Below are 19,058 nucleotides of genomic sequence, written 5' to 3'. Positions count from 1 at the left end.
TTTACACTTCCTCACGTAAATAAAGTGGCAAAATAATATGGAAAATAGCCCCACCGTGTATGGCATTCTCGACAGTAATAGAACCTTGCATAGATTCGATAATTCGCTGCGAGATGGACAATCCTAAGCCTAGTCCTTGGCGCTCACTGGTGGTGTAGTAAGGTTCAAAAATTTTATTCATTTGGCTTTCTCTCACGCCTGGGCCACTGTCTTGAATGCTTATATTGACCTTGCTGTCGCAATAGACTTCGATTTGTAATTGTCGCTCTGTAGATTGCTGCATTGCGACGATAGCATTACTAATAAGGTTAACCAGTACTTGTTGTAATCTGACGCTGTCGCCCCATATTTGGCATTTGCCCGTTAATAATTTCAGCGACAATTTAACACCTTGTTTGTCCATTTCAGGTTGAACAATGGTAAGTGCTTGCTCAATTGATTGATTAATTTCGGTGGCGTTGTCTTTTCCCTGAGATTTACGTGTAAAGCTTTTAAACTGACCAATAATATCTGCAAGCCTATCGGTTAGCTCTATCATGATTTTGATATTGCTGCTGGCATCTTCAATCATATTACGGCCAATGAAGGTTTGAGTGTTTTGTGCGTAACTGCGCAGTGCTGCCAGCGGTTGATTGAGCTCGTGGTTAATGCTGGCTGACAGGCTACCTATGACCGTAAGCTTTGCCGCTTGGATTAGTTCGTCTTGAGTGTCTTTTAATTGGGTGTTGGCTTGTTCAAGATCCAATGTACGCTCTTTTACTCGTTGTTCGAGTAGATTTTGAGCTTGGTGCATTCTGCGTAAATTTTTACGGCGCTCAATGCTGTAAAGTATAAAAAGTGTTAATAATAAATAGAGTGTGGCCGCCAATAGCATTATTGGCGGTAACGATTCATATAAGGGCTTCATTGGAGTAAGAATATGAACGTTCCAATTAGCATTGGGCATCAATTGGTGACGTTCAAGGTATTTTGCGTGGCCTTCAGATGATGATATTTTATATACCTGTTTAGTATCGGAATTGCCGAGCATAAAAAGAGGGCTTACACTAAGCTCACCAATGGGCCGGTTGGCATAGCGTTTTGATGAATTTAGAGCAAAACGTTTAGCCTGTGTCAGTGGTGTTAATGAATTAAATCGCCAACTATTAATGCTTGAAAGAAACACTATATTGTCTGGATCGCTGATCATAAACTCATATTGGCTTGCGATGGCAATACCACTACTTTGTTGTTCAATCAAACTTATATCAACTTTTACAACCACTACACCCAATACCACGCCTCTATGATATACCGGATTAGCAAAGTAGAATCCGCGCTTATTTGATGAGGTACCAACTGCATAATATCGTCCAGACTTCCCTGATATCGCATCGATAAAGTAAGGCCTAAATGAATAATCATGATTAATAAAAGAGTTTGGTACATCCCAATTACTGGCGGCAATAGCCACGCCAAGCGCATCGGTGAGGTAAATGTCTGACGACTCAGTGACTTGCTGTAATTCAGATAAATAAGCGTTGAGCTTTTCGATTGTTTGAGGATTGCGTTGATCAAGTAACCCTTGTTCTAAGATGGGGTTTTGTGCAAGTACTGCAGGAATATTTTCGTAGTGTGAAAGGGCGTTATCAATAAAAATTACCAGTTCATTAATTTGCTTTTCAGATTGCTCAGCAATGGACGTTGTGCCTTGTTCAAGTAAATACCAATATGTAACTCTAAGGGTCAGTAATAACCCGATAATGAGCATCATGCTCATTACAACATTTCGTTTTTTGGTAGTCGAGAATGAAAGCATGCATATTCCCAATCGATAATGATTATGATGATTATTGAGCATAAGTAAAAAAACGAGCCTTAATAAATTAAGGCTCGTCTATAATACGCGAATTATCAAGTTAATAGCCGTTTAATTTGTCTATGTATTCGGGTAAAAATAGAGAAATTTGTGGAATATAGGTAATCAACATCAAGAAACCGAGTAACAACACTAACCAAGGAAGGCACGATTGAATTACCCACCCCATACTTTTTCCTGTTATCCCTGCGGTGACAAACAGATTGAGCCCTACAGGCGGTGTGAGCATGCCTATCTCCATATTGACCACCATAATGATGCCTAAGTGAATTGGATCGATACCTAACTGGGTTGCGATAGGGAATAAGATTGGCGCCATAATCAACAGAATAGCTGAAGGCTCCATAAAGTTACCCGCAGCTAATAACAGTAAGTTGACGATAATCAAAAAGCCCCATGCGGGTAATCCAAATCCGACAATCGTTTCGGCGATAATGTGCGGAATACGTTCGGTGGTTAATACATGGGCAAACAGCATGGCATTAGCAATAATGAACAGCAGCATAATACTGACTTTAGCGCCATCACGTACTACATGACGGATTTCTTTGTCGGTAGGTGTTTTAATAACGGCAAGTAACATGTGCCCTATGTTACGTAATGAGGCTCCCACTAAAGACTCTTGTTTATTTCGCCAAGCGACATTTTTAAGAGGGCCAATATCACGATAACCAAATACAGCAATAAAGTAAGCATATACACAAGCTACTGCCGCAGCTTCAGTTGGGCTTGCTACACCACCGTAAATAGAACCTAGCACAATCAGAATGAGTGCTAAACCACCCATCGCTTTAGCACTTGATATCGCTAATGCTTTAACGCCAGGAAAAGGACGTGAAGGCAGCTTTTTAATCCGAGCAACGATATAGATGGCCAGCATTAAAATACAACCCATCATTAAGCCTGGTATTAAACCGGCCATAAACATTCTAGCTGCAGACACTTCTGTCGCGGCTGCATAAACCAGCATTACAATCGATGGTGGAATTAAAATGCCTAATGTACCCGACGTAGTGATAACGCCTGCTGCAAATTTTTCTGGATAACCCGCACGCACCATACCAACAATCACAATAGAGCCAATAGCCGCTACAGTAGCTGGTGATGAACCCGATACCGCTGCAAATAGCATACAAGCCATCACTGATGCCATGGCAAGACCACCGCGGATATGACCTACGCTGTCCATCGCAAAGTCAATAATACGTCTTGCTACGCCACCAGTAGACAAAAATGCCGATGATAGAATAAAGAATGGGATTGCCAATAAAGTGTAGTGTTCTGAAGTCGACTCATACAGTTTTAAAACAATCGAAGCGAGCGAATCATTTGAAAATAACAAAATAGTCAGCATGCTTGAAAAGCCTAAAGCGATAGCAATAGGCATACCAATCATCATGCAAATAAACAAAGCAATAAATAGTGTTGCTATAGTCATTATTTCGCGTCCTTATCATTTTGTTGTTGTTCTGATGATGTGGATAGCGCAGCTTCATCGATTAAATGCATGCTGTCTTTTGCTTCATCGGCCAGTTGGAAACCAACAGCTTTATTGCGCAAAATAGCGATAAACAATTCAATAAAACGCCAAGTGAGCATTGAAAATCCGATAATTAAAATGCTTTGAGATAACCAAATAGGAACTGCACCGTCTTCTACGTCGATGCGTAATGTTTCCCAGGCAAAATCTGGATCTAATTGATGAATAAACCATGCAGGAAAGTCGATATCTTCCATTGGAATACCAATTTGGTACATTTGGCTAAGGTAGTCCCAAGCCCCTTTTAAAAACATGCCACAGTAAACAATGCAACACAGGCACGCAAAGATAGCGACTGCTTTCTGTGGCTTACCAGATAGCTTAGATACAAAGGCATCGACACCAATATGTGCTCCTACTTTCACGCCATAAGACATACCAAATAATACAAACCAACCACAAAGAGTAAGGGTCAGTTCTTGGATCCATAAAAAACCGGTGTTAAAAAAGAAACGAGCAATAACTTCGCCAAAAACTAGCAACGTCATTAATGTAATTAATAAATTAAGGAACCCTTCTTCAAAATAACCAAATAGTCTTGAAATCACGGTCATACTCCTTGAATAAAAAAAGGTGGTACTGATGCAAGAATGCGTTCAGTACCACGTCAAGTACGGGGACTATTTAGTATTTGCAGCTTGAGCGGCATCAATCATGTCTTTACCAATTTGATCTTCAAACTTAGCCCAAACTGGTTTCATAGCGTTAACCCATTGCAGGCGTGCAGCAGGCGCTAACGTGACTAATTCAGAGCGCTTAGAATCAATAATGGCTTGTCTATCTTGATTATCTTTTTCAGCCGCAATTTTGTTACCAAGTGCAATAGCTTCGTCTAGTGATGATTTAAAAATAGCTCGTTTATCGGCGGGTAGACCTTTCCAGAAGGTATTTGAGGTCACTACCATGTAATCTAAAACGCCATGATTACTTTCTGTTATGTGACTTTGTACTTCATAGAATTTCATTGAGTAGGTATTTGACCAAGTGTTTTCTTGACCATCAATGGCGCGTGTTTGTAGCAGAGTAAAAACTTCTGAAAAGGGCTTTTTAACAGGAATCGCGCCAACTGCATCAAATTGAGCTGCAATCACATCAGATGCCATAATACGGAACTTTTTGCCGTTAGCATCTTTTGGTAATGCCAATGGATCGTTCGCTGAGAATTGCTTCATGCCGTTGTGAAGATAACCTAGACCAACAAGGCCTTTACGGTTCATTGCGTTTAATAATTTTTGGCCTGAATCTGACTGCTGAAAACGATCAACTGCTGCCATATTTTCAAATAAGAAAGGTAAATCGAAAATCTGTAGTTTTTTGGTAAAACGCTCAAACTTAGATAATGACGGTGCTACAAATTGCACATCGTTTAGGAGTAGTGCTGCTAGCTCGTTGTTATCCCCAAATAACTGTGAGTTAGGAAATACGTTAACAACGTATTCACCAGGTAAACGCTGCTCTATTAATTCTTTAAACTTAAGTGCCATTTGTCCTTTTGGTGTGTTTTCTGCAACAACATGCGAAAATTTAATTTCTACAGGTTCAGCAAAGACATTAAAACTCGCTGCCAGAATAGTAGCAATTGTTGCTAGTTTAGCAATTGATTTGAGTGGACATGTAAAGGTACTGGTGGATTTTTTCATAATAATTAACTTCCTTTTTTTAGTGTTATATTTTCCTCAAGGTGGTGACTTGTCCCAGAACAAGTACGCCATAAACGCTTTATGAGGATAGATAAAACATAGCAAGCATTAGGCCAGAATGTTAATTATTTGTAACTCAATGAAATATATTAACTTTAATTTAATAAGGAAACCGGAGAGCGATTTTATGTGTGGATTGTCACACAGTAGAAAAGGGGTAATGGGTGGAATGTCGCACATTGTCATAGATCGTGATGTGAAGAGAGTATTTATGACTAGCAGAGTAATAATAGTTTACATGGACTTAATTAAAACAAGAAAGAAATAAAAATTAGACATAAAAAAACCACCTTTCGGTGGTTAATTTGTGAATGCAATATATGCATTAAATACCAAATAATTGGTGGAGCTACACGGGATCGAACCGTGGACCTCTTCACTGCCAGCGAAGCGCTCTCCCAGCTGAGCTATAGCCCCAAATTCTAGCTGACTAAAACTAAAATTTGAAAAATATGGTATCCCATAGGGGATTCGAACCCCTGTTACCGCCGTGAAAGGGCGGTGTCCTAGGCCTCTAGACGAATGGGACACATTTGATACGTTATACTCTGTATCGAGTGAATACTCATTGGTGTCTGTAGGCTAAACACCAGTGCTATATAGATAATCAAAGAACTCTTTCGAATCATGTTCAACCATCTTAAATATGGTATCCCATAGGGGATTCGAACCCCTGTTACCGCCGTGAAAGGGCGGTGTCCTAGGCCTCTAGACGAATGGGACACATTTGATACGTTATACTCTGTATCGAGTGAATACTCATTGGTGTCTGTAGGCTAAACACCAGTGCTAGTTACCTATAATGAAGAACAAAACCCTAAGGATTCGAACCTCTGTTACCGCCGACTCTTTACAAACCAAAGTGGGCGATGTCCTAAGCGCTATTTCTAGACGAATGGGACACATTTGATACGTTATACTCTGCATCGAGTGAATACTCATTGGTGTCTGTAGGCTAAACACCAGTGCTATATAGATAATCAAAGAACTCTTTCGAATCATGTTCAACCATCTTAAATATGGTATCCCATAGGGGATTCGAACCCCTGTTACCGCCGTGAAAGGGCGGTGTCCTAGGCCTCTAGACGAATGGGACACATTTGATACGTTATACTCTGCATCGAGTGAATACTCATTGGTGTCTGTAGGCTAAACACCAGTGCTATATAGATAATCAAAGAACTCTTTCGAATCATGTTCAACCATCTTAAATATGGTATCCCATAGGGGATTCGAACCCCTGTTACCGCCGTGAAAGGGCGGTGTCCTAGGCCTCTAGACGAATGGGACACATTTGATACGTTATACTCTGTATCGAGTGAATACTCATTAGTGTCTGTAGGCTAAACACCAGTGCTAATTACCTATAATGAAGAACAAAACCATAAGGATTCGAACCCCTGTTACCGCCGACTCTTTATAAACCAAAGTGGGCGATGTCCTAAGCGCTATTTCTAGACGAATGGGACACATTTGATACGTTATACTCTGTATCGAGTGAATACTCATTGGTGTCTGTAGGCTAAACACCAGTGCTATATAGATCATCAAACATTTTTTCTAAAACAATAGTTTCGAATCATGTTCAACCATCTTAAATATGGTATCCCATAGGGGATTCGAACCCCTGTTACCGCCGTGAAAGGGCGGTGTCCTAGGCCTCTAGACGAATGGGACACATTTGATACGTTATACTCTGCATCGAGTGAATACTCATTGGTGTCTGTAGGCTAAACACCAGTGCTATATAGATAATCAAAGAACTCTTTCGAATCATGTTCAACCATCTTAAATATGGTATCCCATAGGGGATTCGAACCCCTGTTACCGCCGTGAAAGGGCGGTGTCCTAGGCCTCTAGACGAATGGGACACATTTGATACGTTATACTCTGTATCGAGTGAATACTCATTGGTGTCTGTAGGCTAAACATCAATGCTAATTATTTACTTAAAGACTGTTAAGTAAGTGGTGGAGCTACACGGGATCGAACCGTGGACCTCTTCACTGCCAGCGAAGCGCTCTCCCAGCTGAGCTATAACCCCTCTTACTTAATGCTTTTGGATATGTTACTAGAAAAAACTAACATCATGTCTCAACTGCGAGGCGCATTCTATGCAGCATACCCAAAAGTGTCAACTCGTTTTTTAGGAATTTATTCTATCTGCTACAAATTCAATCGCTTTGGATATTCTTTGTGCAGATCTTTCTTTTCCGATTAAGAACAAGGTTAAATCTAATGCAGGAGACTGTCCTGCGCCAGTAACCGCAACGCGTAAAGGCATACCTACTTTACCCATGCCGACATCAAGTTCTGTCGCTGTCGCTTCAATAACGTTGTGAATATTCTCTACGCTCCAATCATTTAGTTCAGATAACTTTTGATTGAACAATGTTAAAGGCTCTAGTGCCACGCCACGTAAATGCTTCTTAGCTTGGGCTTCATCAAAATCAGCAAAGTCTTCATAGAAGTAACGACTTGAAGCAGCTAATTCTTTTAATGTTTTCGCACGTTCAGATAATGCTGTAACAATTTCAGTTAACGCTGGACCATTACTAGTATCAATTTTCTGATCATCCATATGCCATTGTAAATGTGATGCGACATAAACAGGATCGAGAGACTTGATATAATGTTGGTTTAACCAAATGAGCTTATCAGTATTAAAAGCTGAAGCAGCCTTATTGATATCATCTAACTTAAACAGCGTTTTCAACTCGTCCATTGAAAATATTTCTTGATCGCCATGAGACCAACCTAAGCGAACAAGATAGTTTAATAGTGCTTCTGGTAGATACCCGTCATCACGGTATTGCATAACGCCCACAGCACCATGACGTTTAGATAGCTTAGCGCCATCGTCACCTAGAATCATCGACACATGTGCATATTCAGGGATCGGTGCGCCTAATGCTTTAAGGATGTTGATTTGGCGTGGCGTGTTATTGATATGATCTTCACCGCGTACAACGCAGGTAATACCCATGTCCCAGTCATCGACTACAACACAGAAATTATAGGTTGGTACGCCATCAGTACGCTTAATGATTAAATCATCAAGCATGTCGTTAGAAATTTCGATTCGACCACGAACGTGATCATCAAATATCACACTTCCTTCAATTGGGTTTTTAAAGCGAACAACAAAAGGCTCATCAGTATCACGAGGTGCAAGGTTACGACAACAACCGTCGTATTTCTGTTGCAAACCTTGCGCCGCTTGGTCTTCACGCATGCTCTCAATGCGTTCACGCGAGCAATAGCATTTGTATGCAGTGCCTTTGTCTAGCATTTGCGCAATAATTTCATTATAACGATCAAAACGTTTAGTTTGGTAATAAGGACCTTCATCCCAAGTCAAACCTAACCAGTTCATACCGTCAAGAATGGCATCACATGCTTCTTGAGTTGAACGTTCAATATCAGTGTCTTCAATACGAAGTACAAATTCACCATTGTTAGCACGTGCGTGCAACCATGAATAAAGTGCTGTACGAGCACCACCTACATGAAGAAAACCAGTTGGACTTGGAGCAAAACGCGTCTTAGTAGTCATAATCGGACACTAACCTATTTATAAACGTCTAAAGAAGACAAACAAAAAAATGTGCCGCTATTCTAACAGTCAAACCCAGCAGTTGAAATGGCGGACTTTCAAACCTAGGGAGGTTTTTGGATTTTCTTTATTTTTGATCACAACCCCTTGTTCAACAAAGCATCAAAGCGAACAATTTTAGTCCGACTGACATTATTTTAAATAAAAAGCGTTGACAGGTTTTGCTTGCCCCCTATAATACGGCCCCACACAGCGAGGTCGATTAGCTCAGCTGGGAGAGCACCTCCCTTACAAGGAGGGGGTCACTGGTTCGAGCCCAGTATCGACCACCATATTTTTATTTATGGATTATAACTGTTAATTATATCCCAGGTCGCTTAGCTCAGCTGGGAGAGCACCTCCCTTACAAGGAGGGGGTCACTGGTTCGAGCCCAGTAGCGACCACCATATAATTAACTAAACTGTTGTGTAGAGTCCCAGGTCGCTTAGCTCAGCTGGGAGAGCACCTCCCTTACAAGGAGGGGGTCACTGGTTCGAGCCCAGTAGCGACCACCATTTCTCAAATAGAGTGGTGGACTCAAAAGTAAAATATCCCAGGTCGCTTAGCTCAGCTGGGAGAGCACCTCCCTTACAAGGAGGGGGTCACTGGTTCGAGCCCAGTAGCGACCACCATATTTTACAAAAAGATTGATATTCCCAGGTCGCTTAGCTCAGCTGGGAGAGCACCTCCCTTACAAGGAGGGGGTCACTGGTTCGAGCCCAGTAGCGACCACCATATCAATTTAAGCTTACATTTACGTTTTATCCCAGGTCGCTTAGCTCAGCTGGGAGAGCACCTCCCTTACAAGGAGGGGGTCACTGGTTCGAGCCCAGTAGCGACCACCATATTTTATTTCTGTGCTATTTCTCTTACATCCTGCAAAGTTTTACCAAGCAATCCAAGCAATCCAAGCAATCCAAGCAATCCAAGCAATCCAAGCAATCCAAGCAATCCAAGCAATTCAAGCAATTAATATTCTACTTACACTTTTTGTGCCTATTTTTTATTGGTGTGCATAAAAAAGCCACTCAAATTTGAGTGGCTAATGCTAATTGCTCAACTTTCGATTAATCTAACCCTAAAAATCCGCCAGTTTGATGGGCCCACAGTTGTGCGTATATCCCTTTGGCATTAATCAGTTCTTGATGAGTACCTTGTTCAACAACACAGCCTTTATCTAATACAATGAGTCTATCCATCGCTGCAATCGTTGAAAGTCGATGCGCTATCGCAATCACTGTTTTACCTTCCATCAATTCATACAACGACTCTTGAATCGCTGCTTCGACTTCAGAATCTAATGCTGAAGTGGCTTCATCAAGCAATAGAATTGGCGCATTCTTAAGTAATACTCTTGCAATGGCGATCCGTTGACGTTGTCCACCAGACAGCTTAACGCCGCGCTCACCCACTTGGGCATCAAGCCCTTTGTTACCAAAGGGATCCGTTAAATTGTCAATAAACTCTGCAGCTTGTGCTTGAGTTATCGCCGCTATTAATTTTTCATCACTGGCATGTGGATCACCGTACAGAATGTTTTCACGGATCGAACGATGTAATAACGACGTATCCTGAGTCACCATACCAATATTTGCCCGTAATGAGTCTTGGGTTATATCCGTTATAGGTTGATCATCAATCAATATTTGGCCTTTTTCAACATCATGAAAACGCATCAATAAGTTGACTAAGGTCGATTTTCCTGCACCAGAACGTCCTACAAGACCGACTTTCTCGCCCGCTTTAATATTCAGATTTAGTTGCTCAATGACGCCGGTTTTTTCACCATAATGAAAGCAAACCTGATTGAAGTCTATTTTACCGTGGTCAACAACAATGTCTTTTGCATCGATTTTATCTTGGATAGCAATGGGTTTTGATAAGGTATTCATACCATCGGTAACGGTACCAATATTTTCAAATAGCGAACTGATTTCCCACATAATCCATTGTGACATGCCATTCAAGCGTAACGCTAAACTCACCGCAATCGCAATGGCACCAACCGTAATCGCATTGTCTGCCCATAACCAAATAGATACAGCCGCAATGGTGAACGCTAATATGTAATTAATGATTTGTACTAAAACATTAATGACCGTTACGAGACGCATTTGGCCATAAACGGTTTTTAAGAAACGCGTCATACTATCTTGGGCGTAGTCAGCTTCTTGAGTCGTATGCGAGAACAGCTTTACGGTTGAGATGTTGGTATAACTATCGACAATACGGCCGGTCATTGTTGAACGAGCATCGGCTTGTTCTGTCGATATTGCTTTCAGCTTTGGAACGAGTTTCCATTGGATCAACACATAAGCCGCTAACCAAACGAGCATGGGTAACATTAAACGAACGTCAGCAGTGGCAATCATGACCAACATCGAGGTGAAATACACCAAAATGTACATCAGTACATCCAGTAGTTTCATGACCGTTTCACGTACAGCAAGCGAAGTTTGCATTACCTTTGTGGCGATTCGTCCTGCAAAATCATCTTGATAAAATGAAATACTCTGCTTGAGTAAATAGCGATGTGCTTGCCAACGAATAGCCATGGGGTAGTTACCCAAAAGCGTTTGGTGCACGATAGAAGCATGTAACCAGACAACCAGCGGTATGACCACTAAGACAATCACTGACATGGTAATTAACGTAGTGCTTTCATCTTGCCACAATGTTTGCGGATTTTTGGAGACCAACCAATCTACCAGTTGCCCCATAAAACCAAACAATGACACTTCCAACATTGCCATTATGGCTGTCAGTACTGACATGATAATTAAAGGTAAACCAAACCCGCGGGTATAATGACGACAAAATGCGTACAAAGTATTGGGTGGCTTAGTCGGTTCTTCTTGTGGTAAAGCTTGGGTCAATGATTCAAAAAATTTAAACATCTAATGCTCTAACTTAATGGTGAAAATTCTGCTGACTAGGATAACGCAAAAAGACCAAATGTAATGGGTTAAATTGTTACCATATACGAAACGATTGAGTTCCGTTTTCCGCTAGTCGTGGTTGTTGTATTTCGGTAAAGTAATCTCTTAAATACGCTATAAGCAGAAAATAGTTCAGTTTTCCATTGAGTGATATAAGGCTAAATAGACTAATGGTCCAGATTAACAGTGATTGTAGTATTGCAGCACAGATCTGCCAGCAAGCAAGGCTTAGTCGTGATGCTCGCTTTGATGGCCAATTTTTTACCGGAGTTCTCACTACTGGTATTTTTTGCCGAACAATTTGTCCCGCTCCTGCGCCCTATGAAAAAAATGTCCGTTATTTTGATTCTGCGATAAAAGCGGCTAATGCTGGACTTAGGCCTTGTCTTCGGTGTCGCCCTGATAGTGCACCGAGTTCATTTGCGTGGTTAGGTTCTCAAACAACGTTAATGCGTGCTATCACGTTAATCGAACAAGGCTTTTTAAATGGTGAAGATGCAGGAACGATCGTCAAGTTGGCTGATAAGTTAGGCATTACCAGTCGGTATTTAAATAAACTCTTTAACCAAGGTTTGGGGACTTCACCTAAACGTTTTGCGTTATATCAGCAGTTGATGTTTGCTAAGCAGTTATTACACCAAACACAATTATCAATGACAGACATCGCCATGGCCGCTGGTTTTAATAGCATCAGGCGCTTTAATGAAATTTTTAAACAAGAACTACTATTAACACCGAGTGATTTACGCCGAAAGAGCCGACGTTCAACTGATGAAACTCATCCTTATAAAAAAAACCAAGTGAGTATTAACATTAAACCAATAACATTAGCACTATCTTATCGGCCACCCCTAAATTGGGCGAAGATGTTGGCTTTTTATGCCTTTCGTCAAGTTGATAATATGGAGGTCATTGATGATATTTCGGGACGTTATGGCCGAACCTTCTCATTTAATGGTGTAGAAGGCTTTTTTTACATTTCACTGAATGCCGATAAACCTCAACTTGATGTGAGTATTTACTTAGCCGATGCCAATGATATTAAATCCTTGCATTATATTACTCTGCAATTACGGCGTATGTTTGATTTAGATGCTGACATGGCGATAATCCAGCAGGCATTATCTCCTATTATAGAATTAGGCGCCAAAATTGATAGTGGTTTGCGTATTCCCGCGGCAGGTAGTGTATTTGAGGCCGCTTGCCGTGCCGTATTAGGGCAACAAGTGAGTGTCGTGCAAGCCACTAAACTATTAAATTTATTGGTTGAATCTTATGGTGAAACACTGTTCATCGATGGTAAGACTTGGCGGTTATTTCCGACGGCACAAGCTATTGCTAGCGCTTCATTAGATGAACTTAACATGCCAGGAGCTCGAAAATTAGCATTAAATGCCTTGGGGCAATTTGTTCATCAACATCCAGACTCAACGCCTGACGATTGGTTGTCCGTAAAAGGTATCGGTCCATGGACTGTTGCTTACGCGAAAATGCGAGGTTTGAGTGACCCTGATGTTTTTTTGAGTTCTGATTTAGTCATCAAAAATCGTCTTCATGCGTTACGTGACCAATCGGGTAAACCTATTGAAACCACTAAATCTTACTTAAGCATTGCTGCCGACATTGCAAAACAAGCATCACCTTGGGGCAGCTACTTAACCTTCCAGCTTTGGGATAACGACCCTGTCGCTGCAAAAAACGGATAATATTATGACCCATTTTACTTCGCCGAAGTGTCATGCTTTAGTCACAAGTCCTGTTGGTTTACTCTCGCTTAAAGCATCTGAGTATGGATTAACCCATCTACAGGTTGAAGATCTTGCCCAAACGAGCTTGCTCGTAGAGATTCAAACTCAGTTTATACTCCAACAAAGCAATACTGAGACTACTCAAGATTTATTGATACAAGCCCAACAACACATTGATACAACCGTAATTCAATTAACAGAGTACTTCGCTAATCAAAGGCAGCATTTCAGTGTTCCACTAGCGCCTAAAGGTACCGTGTTTCAACATGAGGTTTGGCATGCTCTGAGTCAATTAACATTCGGCCACCGCTGCAGTTACAGTGATATCGCTAATACTATTGGGCGACCTAAAGCTGTCAGAGCGGTCGGGGCTGCAAATGGTGCAAACCCAATAGCCATTATCGTTCCTTGTCATCGGGTGATAGGCAAAGGCGGTAAGTTAACCGGTTATGCTTATGGGCTCGATATGAAGCAGTGGCTACTAGACTTAGAAGGGATTGAAGAAATTAACTAATTTATCTGACTGCTGTGCCAAAGTACGTTAAAATGTGCGATTGATATCCATTATTTTGAGCGCATTTGATACATGACCCAAGCTTCTTTAGCTACGACTTTCGCTGAATTTGGCCTGCATACTCCATTGTTGGCCAGATTAGCTGAGCTTAAATACCTGCAGCCTACACCAATCCAAGCAGAAACCATTCCTAGCACACTAACCGGTAAAGACTTACTGGCAGGTGCCAATACCGGCTCAGGTAAAACAGCGGCTTTTGCATTGCCGATTTTACATCAATTGGTGAGTCGTCGGGCAACAACATCTGCCAAAGGTAATTTTGTCAGTGCGTTAGTCTTGGTTCCAACGCGAGAACTCGCTAAGCAAGTTGCCGACAGCTTTAAATCCTATGCGGTTCATTTAAATGGCGACATTAAAGTGGTTGCTGCATTTGGCGGTGTATCTGTTAATACTCAGATGTTAGCATTGCGTGGTGGTGCCGATGTGGTGGTCGCGACGCCAGGTCGTTTACTCGATTTAGTATCGTCAAATGCACTAAAGTTGTCCCAAGTGACAACGTTAGTACTTGATGAAGCTGACCGAATGTTAAGCCTTGGTTTTACTGAAGAATTGACTCAAGTACTCAATTTACTTCCTAAGCAAAAACAAACGTTATTGTTTTCAGCTACTTTTCCAGATGAAGTACGCCAACTAACGCAAGCGCTGCTCGTTAATCCGCTTGAGATACAATTACAAAGCGCTGAAGCGAGTACATTAGTACAACGGGTAATGACGGTTAATCGTGAAAAAAAGACCGCATTACTTGCGCACTTGCTACAACAACATCAATGGCGCCAAGTATTGATTTTTGTTAATGCCAAAAATAGTTGCAATCATTTAGCTCAAAAACTGGCTAAACGTGGTATCACTGCAGAGGTGTTTCACGGTGATAAAGCCCAAGGCGCGAGAAGTCGTGTATTGGAAGGTTTTAAGGCTGGAGATATTCAAGTGCTCATAGCGACTGACATTGCTGCTCGTGGCCTTGATATTGAAAAATTACCAGTGGTAATAAATTTTGACTTACCGCGCAGTCCAGCAGATTATATGCATCGAATTGGTCGCAGCGGACGTGCGGGAGAGGTCGGTTTAGCGTTGACCTTGTTGTCGCATGATGAGTATCATCACTTCTCTGTTATCGAGAAAAAGAATCAAATTCGCCTTGAACGTGAACAAGTTAACGGATTTGAGGCTGATGATGTAGCGCCTGAAAGCGTACTGGAACAACCTAAGCCAATGGCGAAGCCAGAAGGTAGCGGTAAGAAAAAACGTAAAAAGTTGTCCTCAGTTAATGTTGATATTTGGGCTAAAAAACCAGATTAGTAGTAGGTAATATGAAACATATTTTTTGGTTAGTTGATGGACAAGTTGCAGGCCGTAGCGGTCCAAACAAAGATGCGTGGGACTTAGCTGAGTTAAAGCAAGCCGGTTTCGGTGCAATTGCATCCTTAAATAATGGTGAAGGTTGCGATATCGACGCTATGGCTGAATTAGGTCTTCGTCATAAAGTATTTAATTTACCTGATAATATTCCACCTAAGCCGCATGATTTAGCTATTTGTGCTGAAATACTCCCCCAGGTATTAACATTTATTCGTGAATGTGAAACTGATCAGTTACCCGTGTTACTTCATTGTCGCTCTGGGATCAATCGTACAGAAATGGTGATGGCTTATTATATGATGGAGAACGGTGCAGCGCCTTTGCATGCGGTTAGTCAAGTTCGTAATGCCAGTGGCTTAGCGTTCGATGCTGAGGGGTGGGATCAATTTGTTTATGATGTGCTTTACGAGCTGCAATCTGCTTCGAACTGATTAATGTCAATTTAAAGCATCATAATAATGAGGGAAACAACGATAATTAAATCAGTGGCTGATTTAATTATCGTTGTTTCCCTTTGTTGTTTTTATTAGGCTATATTCGGTGCTAACTTGCACTCTGTTCTAGCTTATATGTGTATATTGCCGATTAAGTTTTTTCCCGGCTTTGATAAATTACATAAGAAAGGTTCACAACAATTCAATCGTTGATCTTTTTTGCACGACATATCGACAACTTGTTGCGGAAATAGTACTAATGTAGTTTGCTATTTCTGGTTATCAACCAAAGTCTCCGCCTCAAATACTCATTATTTATAGAACCGTAATTGTATCGTAATGATTTATCGAGTTGGCTATTATCGGATGAATAGCTAATTTTGTGATTTGTAATGATCTTTGCAGATAAAATAGGCCACTTAAGCTAGTCTAAAGACTGACGATAAATGCTATAGTGAAGTAGATTTCAGTCTTCAGATGAAGGGGTAATGATGAGTCCGAAAATGAGCAAAGCGAATCAATCGCAGGGTTTATTGCTTTTTAAATTAAATCAAACACAAGTGTTTGCTTTAGGTACTTTAAAAATTCGTGAACTCGTGCCGTTTACTCCTTTAACTAAAATCCCACACTCTCACTCGGCTATTCTTGGTGCAGCAACCATTCGGGGTATGACTATTCCGATTATCGATATGGCTGCAGGTATTGGCTATAGACCCGTTACCGAAGCAGAGCTTAAAGATAGCTATATCATCATTACTGATTGTCAGAGAATGGTGATAGGTTTTCTTGTGCGCTCAATCGATAAAATCATTGAATGTAATTGGCGTAATATCGAAGCACCTTCAGGTAACTTAGGCAAAAATGCCTTTTTAACAGGTGTAACCCGTTTTAATGATCAGCTGGTTCAGTTATTAGATGTCGAGTTATTACTGTCGAAAATATTTCCGGATGATCCGATTAATAATCGAGCGATATTAACCGATGTACAACGTGAGAAATTAACACCGTTACGTATTTTACTGGTGGATGACTCAAAAGTTGCCCGTAAACAATTATCTGATGCATTAGACTCTATTAACATTGCTTATCAGGTGACGGCAGATGGTCGCGACGCTCTGCAGATGATGCAACAAGCCGCGGAAGAACGAAAGCCTATTGATTTACTGGTGAGTGATATTGAAATGCCAGGACTTGATGGATACGAATTAGCCTTTGAGGTTAAAAATAATCCAGCAATTGAACATGCGTACATTATTTTACATACGTCATTATCCAGCGAAATCAGTGTCAGCCAAGCCAAACAAGTCGGAGCCAATGAGGCGTTAACTAAGTTTGATGCTAAAGAGTTGATTGAAGCGATGCTTAGAGGTGCTCAAGCATTGCAGCCTGCTGGATGATTGTCATTGTTTTATTTTTGGTATTTTCAGCCTGTAACATGGTTAACAATTTAACAGCAAGTAACCTGTAACCGTCAAATTAGTGCTCTCTTTATGACCGATGATTGAATTTTTTTACTCATTTGGTATCAACACTAGACTTATTACATGGCATCCTGATATATAGCTACAAGGCTTTTATAGTGTTCAGTATATTCGCTGGGCACAAGGTAATGCTTAACTTTAATGAGGGAGTGCTATCCCTGAAAACGGATTGATTGAAGTGTGCTAATTGAGTGTGGTGAGTTAATCTCCCTCAATGAGTAAGATAGTAGGGTGTTTTCAGTAATAGCATTGATATTATCGAGATGTCATGACTATCGTAACCTAAGTATTATATCGCTGTAAGTTGCAAGGTGATGAATACGTGGATACGACGAGTATTATGATGTTTCCTTTTCTAAAGATAAGCAAAACCTTGATCATAAAAAGTCATAAATATAATAATCATAGGTTAAGCAATGAATCAAAAAACATCACTGTTAGCTCGTATCGCTAACGGTAGCCTCGTGCTACAAATCATCAGCGGAATCATTTTGGGCGTGATTCTGGCAAGTATTTCAACCACAGGTGCCAATAATGTGGCTTTTTTGGGCTCACTTTTTGTGGGTGCTTTAAAAGCCATTGCGCCAATACTGGTTTTTGTTTTGGTTGCATCATCGATTGCCAATCAAAAGAAAAATAGTCAAACCAATATGCGTCCTATCATTGGGCTATATCTTTTCGGAACGTTTGCAGCGGCATTAACAGCAGTATTATTCAGTTTTGCTTTTCCAACGACGTTACTACTAACAGCCGGGATAGAGGGCTCAAATCCTCCTCAGGGGATTAGCGAAGTAATCAATACCTTATTGTTCAAAGTTGTTGATAATCCGGTGAACGCATTATTAACGGGCAATTACATCGGTATTTTGGTGTGGGGGGCAGGCCTTGGGATAACCATGCATCATGCCAGCGACAGTACTAAGCAAATGCTCTCTGATGTCAGTGATGCGGTGTCAAATATAGTCCGCTTTGTCATTCGTTTAGCACCAATTGGTATTTTTGGTTTAGTTGCGGCTACATTTGCTGAAACAGGTTTCGACGCTCTTGCGGGTTACGGCCAATTATTGATGGTACTTGTGGGATCCATGTTATTCATTGCTTTGGTGATTAACCCTATTATCGTTTATGTCAAAATTAAACGTAACCCATATCCATTAGTATTTAAATGTTTACGTGAAAGTGGTGTGACAGCCTTTTTCACCCGTTCAAGTGCGGCCAATATTCCGGTCAACATGGCATTGTGTGAAGAGCTAAAATTGCATAAAGACACCTATTCTGTGTCTATTCCATTAGGTGCCACCATTAATATGGGCGGTGCTGCGATTACCATTACGGTATTAACATTAGCAGCAGCTCATACTTTGGGTATTCAAGTGGACTTTATGACAGCTCTGTTATTGAGCGTGATAGCGTCCGTTTCTGCTTGTGGTGCTTCAGGTGTTGCCGGTGGTTCACTATTATTAATCCCATTAGCGTGTAGTTTGTTTGGCATTTCTAATGATGTTGCTATGCAAGTTGTGGCAGTTGGTTTTATTATTGGTGTGATTCAAGACTCAGCTGAAACTGCATTAAATAGCTCTACAGATGTGATCTTTACTGCTGCAGCATGTGAAGCTGCTGAAGCGAAAGAGACAGCTCAAGCGCGTTAATATCGTGAAAAAGTCCTTATTGATAAATGCCGACGCGATAGCGTCGGCATTTTTTTGTTTGAATGGCCAAGGTAACCTGATGTGAAGATAACAAACGCCTCTCAAACAGTTCCTTGTCTTGATACCTGCGTTATTCTTTACACAAGAAGACTTGCAATAGGCTAGATATTGACGCGTCGA

Annotated in this window: 12 protein-coding genes and 14 tRNA genes; 12 read left to right on the top strand and 14 right to left on the bottom strand. The window is 41.0% G+C overall.

The window, feature by feature from the left end:
* Position 1: 1 nt before the first annotated feature.
* The 13 genes from GUY17_RS14565 to gltX form a co-directional block, all read right to left on the bottom strand.
* Positions 2–1,798: an ATP-binding protein gene (locus tag GUY17_RS14565; protein WP_162023557.1), complete on the bottom strand. Its 1,797-nt coding sequence runs from the start codon at positions 1,796–1,798 to the stop codon at positions 2–4.
* 100 nt (positions 1,799–1,898) lie between these two features.
* Positions 1,899–3,296, bottom strand: a complete 1,398-nt coding sequence (locus tag GUY17_RS14560) for a TRAP transporter large permease (RefSeq protein WP_101086555.1) — start codon at positions 3,294–3,296, stop codon at positions 1,899–1,901.
* Positions 3,296–3,952 (bottom strand): TRAP transporter small permease, encoded by a 657-nt coding sequence (locus GUY17_RS14555; protein WP_162023556.1) that lies wholly within the window; start codon positions 3,950–3,952, stop codon positions 3,296–3,298. Before GUY17_RS14555 ends, GUY17_RS14560 begins: the two co-directional genes overlap by 1 nt.
* Positions 3,953–4,018: 66 nt before the next feature.
* Complete coding sequence (locus tag GUY17_RS14550) at positions 4,019–5,038, bottom strand: TRAP transporter substrate-binding protein (protein ID WP_162023555.1); 1,020 nt, start codon at positions 5,036–5,038, stop codon at positions 4,019–4,021.
* A 401-nt stretch (positions 5,039–5,439) separates the two neighbouring features.
* Positions 5,440–5,515, bottom strand: a tRNA-Ala gene (locus GUY17_RS14545).
* Positions 5,516–5,551: 36 nt separating this feature from the next.
* Positions 5,552–5,627 (bottom strand) — tRNA-Glu (locus GUY17_RS14540).
* 118 nt (positions 5,628–5,745) lie between these two features.
* Positions 5,746–5,821, bottom strand: a tRNA-Glu gene (locus GUY17_RS14535).
* Positions 5,822–6,118: 297 nt separating this feature from the next.
* Positions 6,119–6,194 (bottom strand) — tRNA-Glu (locus GUY17_RS14530).
* Positions 6,195–6,312: 118 nt separating this feature from the next.
* Positions 6,313–6,388 (bottom strand) — tRNA-Glu (locus GUY17_RS14525).
* Positions 6,389–6,699: 311 nt separating this feature from the next.
* Positions 6,700–6,775, bottom strand: a tRNA-Glu gene (locus GUY17_RS14520).
* Positions 6,776–6,893: 118 nt separating this feature from the next.
* Positions 6,894–6,969, bottom strand: a tRNA-Glu gene (locus GUY17_RS14515).
* Positions 6,970–7,066: 97 nt separating this feature from the next.
* A tRNA-Ala gene (locus GUY17_RS14510) sits at positions 7,067–7,142 on the bottom strand.
* Positions 7,143–7,244: 102 nt separating this feature from the next.
* Positions 7,245–8,654, bottom strand: a complete 1,410-nt coding sequence (gene gltX, locus GUY17_RS14505; protein WP_162023554.1) for a glutamate--tRNA ligase — start codon at positions 8,652–8,654, stop codon at positions 7,245–7,247.
* 256 nt (positions 8,655–8,910) lie between these two features.
* Between gltX and GUY17_RS14500 the strand changes: the two genes are divergently transcribed.
* The 6 genes from GUY17_RS14500 to GUY17_RS14475 all read left to right on the top strand — a co-directional run bounded on the left by GUY17_RS14500 (position 8,911) and on the right by GUY17_RS14475 (position 9,539).
* Positions 8,911–8,986 (top strand) — tRNA-Val (locus GUY17_RS14500).
* A 39-nt stretch (positions 8,987–9,025) separates the two neighbouring features.
* Positions 9,026–9,101, top strand: a tRNA-Val gene (locus GUY17_RS14495).
* Between the two features lie 32 nt (positions 9,102–9,133).
* Positions 9,134–9,209 (top strand) — tRNA-Val (locus GUY17_RS14490).
* Between the two features lie 41 nt (positions 9,210–9,250).
* Positions 9,251–9,326: transfer RNA gene (locus GUY17_RS14485), tRNA-Val, on the top strand.
* A 27-nt stretch (positions 9,327–9,353) separates the two neighbouring features.
* Positions 9,354–9,429, top strand: a tRNA-Val gene (locus tag GUY17_RS14480).
* 34 nt (positions 9,430–9,463) lie between these two features.
* Positions 9,464–9,539, top strand: a tRNA-Val gene (locus tag GUY17_RS14475).
* A 222-nt stretch (positions 9,540–9,761) separates the two neighbouring features.
* Here the strand turns inward: GUY17_RS14475 and GUY17_RS14470 are convergent.
* Complete coding sequence (locus tag GUY17_RS14470) at positions 9,762–11,591, bottom strand: ABC transporter ATP-binding protein (RefSeq protein WP_162023553.1); 1,830 nt, start codon at positions 11,589–11,591, stop codon at positions 9,762–9,764.
* 212 nt (positions 11,592–11,803) lie between these two features.
* On the opposite strand from GUY17_RS14470, the gene GUY17_RS14465 reads away from it, so the two are divergent.
* From GUY17_RS14465 to sstT, 6 genes are all read left to right on the top strand, one after another.
* Positions 11,804–13,339 carry an AlkA N-terminal domain-containing protein gene (locus GUY17_RS14465; RefSeq protein WP_162023552.1) on the top strand — a complete coding sequence of 512 codons (1,536 nt, stop codon included), beginning with the start codon at positions 11,804–11,806 and terminating at the stop codon, positions 13,337–13,339.
* Positions 13,340–13,343: 4 nt separating this feature from the next.
* A complete protein-coding gene (locus GUY17_RS14460) occupies positions 13,344–13,895 on the top strand; it encodes a methylated-DNA--[protein]-cysteine S-methyltransferase (RefSeq protein ID WP_162023551.1) in 552 nt (183 codons plus the stop codon).
* A gap of 72 nt (positions 13,896–13,967) precedes the next feature.
* The gene (locus tag GUY17_RS14455) at positions 13,968–15,254 is read left to right on the top strand and encodes a DEAD/DEAH box helicase (protein WP_162023550.1); all 1,287 of its coding nucleotides are present in this window, start codon (positions 13,968–13,970) and stop codon (positions 15,252–15,254) included.
* Between the two features lie 11 nt (positions 15,255–15,265).
* Complete coding sequence (locus GUY17_RS14450; RefSeq protein ID WP_101086564.1) at positions 15,266–15,745, top strand: dual specificity protein phosphatase family protein; 480 nt, start codon at positions 15,266–15,268, stop codon at positions 15,743–15,745.
* 506 nt (positions 15,746–16,251) lie between these two features.
* Positions 16,252–17,145 (top strand): chemotaxis protein CheV, encoded by an 894-nt coding sequence (locus tag GUY17_RS14445; protein WP_162023549.1) that lies wholly within the window; start codon positions 16,252–16,254, stop codon positions 17,143–17,145.
* A 500-nt stretch (positions 17,146–17,645) separates the two neighbouring features.
* On the top strand, positions 17,646–18,878 hold the full coding sequence (gene sstT, locus GUY17_RS14440; protein ID WP_101086565.1) for a serine/threonine transporter SstT: 1,233 nt from the start codon (positions 17,646–17,648) through the stop codon (positions 18,876–18,878).
* Positions 18,879–19,058 lie beyond the last annotated feature (180 nt).

The organism is Shewanella sp. Arc9-LZ (assembly GCF_010092445.1).
GTDB lineage: Bacteria > Pseudomonadota > Gammaproteobacteria > Enterobacterales > Shewanellaceae > Shewanella.
Note: the sequence above shows the minus strand (reverse complement) of the source record. Positions and strands in the feature narration are given on the sequence as shown.

What these genes read in the sequence shown, in the direction of transcription:
- GUY17_RS14565 (WP_162023557.1), bottom strand. Translation starts at nt 1,798, where the DNA reads ATGCTTTCATTCTCGACTACCAAAAAACGAAATGTTGTAATGAGCATG.
- GUY17_RS14560 (WP_101086555.1), bottom strand. Translation starts at nt 3,296, where the DNA reads ATGACTATAGCAACACTATTTATTGCTTTGTTTATTTGCATGATGATT.
- GUY17_RS14555 (WP_162023556.1), bottom strand. Translation starts at nt 3,952, where the DNA reads ATGACCGTGATTTCAAGACTATTTGGTTATTTTGAAGAAGGGTTCCTT.
- GUY17_RS14550 (WP_162023555.1), bottom strand. Translation starts at nt 5,038, where the DNA reads ATGAAAAAATCCACCAGTACCTTTACATGTCCACTCAAATCAATTGCT.
- gltX (WP_162023554.1), bottom strand. Translation starts at nt 8,654, where the DNA reads ATGACTACTAAGACGCGTTTTGCTCCAAGTCCAACTGGTTTTCTTCAT.
- GUY17_RS14470 (WP_162023553.1), bottom strand. Translation starts at nt 11,591, where the DNA reads ATGTTTAAATTTTTTGAATCATTGACCCAAGCTTTACCACAAGAAGAA.
- GUY17_RS14465 (WP_162023552.1), top strand. Translation starts at nt 11,804, where the DNA reads ATGGTCCAGATTAACAGTGATTGTAGTATTGCAGCACAGATCTGCCAG.
- GUY17_RS14460 (WP_162023551.1), top strand. Translation starts at nt 13,344, where the DNA reads ATGACCCATTTTACTTCGCCGAAGTGTCATGCTTTAGTCACAAGTCCT.
- GUY17_RS14455 (WP_162023550.1), top strand. Translation starts at nt 13,968, where the DNA reads ATGACCCAAGCTTCTTTAGCTACGACTTTCGCTGAATTTGGCCTGCAT.
- GUY17_RS14450 (WP_101086564.1), top strand. Translation starts at nt 15,266, where the DNA reads ATGAAACATATTTTTTGGTTAGTTGATGGACAAGTTGCAGGCCGTAGC.
- GUY17_RS14445 (WP_162023549.1), top strand. Translation starts at nt 16,252, where the DNA reads ATGAGCAAAGCGAATCAATCGCAGGGTTTATTGCTTTTTAAATTAAAT.
- sstT (WP_101086565.1), top strand. Translation starts at nt 17,646, where the DNA reads ATGAATCAAAAAACATCACTGTTAGCTCGTATCGCTAACGGTAGCCTC.